This window comes from Streptomyces sp. NPDC002130 (genome assembly GCF_040296465.1).
In the GTDB taxonomy this organism is placed as follows: Bacteria; Actinomycetota; Actinomycetes; order Streptomycetales; family Streptomycetaceae; genus Streptomyces.
This window is the reverse complement of record NZ_JBEOXI010000537.1, coordinates 1-2,577: the sequence shown is the minus strand read 5'-3', so window position 1 is coordinate 2,577 and position 2,577 is coordinate 1. Positions and strand designations below refer to the sequence as shown.

Genomic DNA, 2,577 nt, shown 5'->3' with positions numbered 1-2,577 from the left:
GATCGTTGTTCCAGCCAAGGCCGAGCGAACGGAAGTAGGCGCCACCCATGACGGCGGTGGTGCTCATCAAGGCCACACCGAAGAACGCGTGGAACGGAAGCGAACCGAAGACCATTGCCAGCTTGGTCACCGGCTGCAATTGACGTGGTGACGGGTCGATTCCGATCGCCACCCAGTAGAAGAGATAGCCGCTCAGGATGAAGTGCAGATTCATCAGCAAGTGCGCGCTGTGCGAGTCGACCGTCGCGCCGTAGATTCCGCCGAGATAGAGCGCGTAGAAGCCGCCGACAAAGAGAACGGCCGCCACGATCGGGTGGGTGATGAAACGCGAGAACGGGCTGTGCAGGGCGGTCAGAATCCACTCGCGGATGCCTGGCACGCCGTCCTTGCCTGCCGGATCGAGGGCCCGCAGAGCCAAAGTGATCGGCGCACCCAGAACCAGCAGGACTGGGCCCAACATCGACAGCGCCATGTGCGCACCCATGTGAACGCTGAAGACTGCCGGCGCGTACTTGCCTACACCAGACGACGTGGCGATCAAGAGCACCGCACAACCGCTCAAGATGGTGTCCCGGCGCATCGGTAAGCCACCGTCATGGCGCATCGTCCCGATCGCCTCGACATGGGTCTCCTCGCCCCGGCCGACCAGGGCGACGAGTCCGGGGATCTTCTTTGACTCCACATGCGCTTCCAGTACCTCGCGCAGTCGGCGCAGTCCTGCTTCGGACAAGCCGTTGTTGCCGTTTCCCATCATGAATCTCCTTGCACGCAGTGGTCGGTCTCGACGGTGCCGCGGGCATGCGGCGAGAGGCGGCCGGCCGGGCATGGCCCCGCGGCCGCGTGGTGCAGACAGGCGATGAACGCGGTGCCCGGCCCCTGGGGGCGATGTGCTGAGGCGCGATCAGACGGTCTTGTCTTCTTTTCCGGTCTCGTTACCGGCGGCACGCTCGATGTCGTCGGTCAGCTGCTTCCGAGCGCGGGCTGGGACGTAGCCACCCTCCGAGTAGTTCTGGGCGAACGCCCCGGCGAACTCCACCGGGTCCTCCCCGACGATCTCGCGGATCGGGGTTCCGTTCACCGCGGCTTGCTCGAACAGGTCGGCAAGGTCGTCGAACATCGACGCACTGCTGTCTTCGTCGGTCGGCACGAAGTGCATCAGGTACCGCTCGATCGCCTCGACCGCCGTGCGGTAGCTCTCGGGAAGCTCCTTGACGCGCGCCTTGTATGCCCGCCAGCGCTTCCTGGGTCCGATCACCTTCATAAGGAATCCGCTCTTCTCGTCACCGGACATAGCTACTTGCCCCCTTCGCGGAGCTGTTCCAGTCGTTCGGTGAGAAAGCTCCAGGTCCTCCAGAACTCTTCGAGGTACTCCCGTCCCTGAGCGTTCAGGGAATGCACCTTGCGCGGCGGCCCCTTCTCGGAGGGCACCTTCTGCACGTCGACCAGACCGCGCTTTTCCATCCTCAGAAGCAGCGCGTAGATGGTGCCTTCGGCGATGTCGGAGAAACCCTGCTCCCGCAGCCGTGTCGTGATCTCGTAGCCGTACGCAGGCTGGCCGGACAGAGACGCGAGGATGAGGCCATCCAGGGTGCCCTTGAGCATCTCCGTCAGCAGCTTGGCCATGGAGTACCTCCTTCCGAGGTATTCGGTGTCGCTGAGTACCGGTACACCGTAACGTTGACTACCGGTACTTAGCAAGAAGGAATAGCGGGCCGCGCATCTCCGAGATGTTCCGCCTCGTACGAGGCAACCAGCACGTCCTCGACGTCCTGGACGTCCTGCACCGCTAGGGCTCGTCCGGCAGATCATGTGACCGTCGGAACGTCGGCTCGTTGTTCCCGGTATGGAGCGGGTTGATCTGACGAATGCCGAGTAGGTCCGGCTGAAGCCGCACCTGCCAGCGTCGGGACAGCGCAGCGGACGGTGGAACGACCACCGCAAGGTGATCAACGGGATCCTGCTCCGGGTCCGGACGGGCATGCCGTGGCGAAACCTTCCCGAGCGTTTCGACAGTTGGAAGCCTGTCTATGAACGACATCGGCGCCGGTCAGCGGACGGCACGTGGGACCGGATCCTGCGTGCCGTCTAGGCCGATGCCGACCTCGCGGGCCGGATCGACTGGAGCATGGTCGGCGTCGACTCGACGTCCTCCCGTGCTCACCAGGACGCGGCCGGGGCTCGAAAGAAGAAGCCTCGCGTCCCAAAAAAAGAGCAACGCCCCGGCACCAATCTACGGGAGCGGGGGTTCGCCGGGTGACTCAGCCGCGCGAGGTACTGGATACAACGGGGATCCAGTGGGCCGAAGCGCAGATCCGGCACGCCTCACGGCAACTGTGACAAGTACCCCTTGACGGCGTGCCGTTGGCCGCGCTGCCGCTGACGGGACAGCTCCGGTACCCTCGCTCGCCAATGGCCGTTTCTTGGACCGGCACCTGCCGCGCACCGAGCGGATAGTCGGCGCATAGCAGCAACGCTCGAGTGGACTTCCGCCTGCGGTGCAGCCCATGGATGAGCGGCGCCCCGACTTTGCGGCCCTCCGGGCACACCATCGACTACCGCCTCCGGCTCAGCCTCGGT

General features: G+C 64.6%; 3 protein-coding genes and 1 pseudogene. 1 reads left to right on the top strand and 3 read right to left on the bottom strand.

Annotated features, from left to right (window positions below; genetic code table 11):
* The 3 genes from ABT116_RS42400 to ABT116_RS42390 form a co-directional block, all read right to left on the bottom strand.
* Positions 1 to 754 (bottom strand): cytochrome c oxidase assembly protein (locus tag ABT116_RS42400; protein ID WP_351645876.1); only part of this gene is annotated, 754 nt, incomplete at its 3' end.
* 147 nt (positions 755 to 901) lie between these two features.
* Positions 902 to 1,291: a DUF1048 domain-containing protein gene (locus tag ABT116_RS42395; protein ID WP_351645872.1), complete on the bottom strand. Its 390-nt coding sequence runs from the start codon at positions 1,289 to 1,291 to the stop codon at positions 902 to 904.
* A 2-nt stretch (positions 1,292 to 1,293) separates the two neighbouring features.
* On the bottom strand, positions 1,294 to 1,623 hold the full coding sequence (locus ABT116_RS42390) for a PadR family transcriptional regulator (RefSeq protein WP_351645867.1): 330 nt from the start codon (positions 1,621 to 1,623) through the stop codon (positions 1,294 to 1,296).
* Between the two features lie 259 nt (positions 1,624 to 1,882).
* Here ABT116_RS42390 and ABT116_RS42385 point away from each other — a divergent pair.
* A pseudogene (locus ABT116_RS42385) lies at positions 1,883 to 2,221 on the top strand (transposase); the annotation flags it as partial.
* Positions 2,222 to 2,577: the final 356 nt, after the last annotated feature.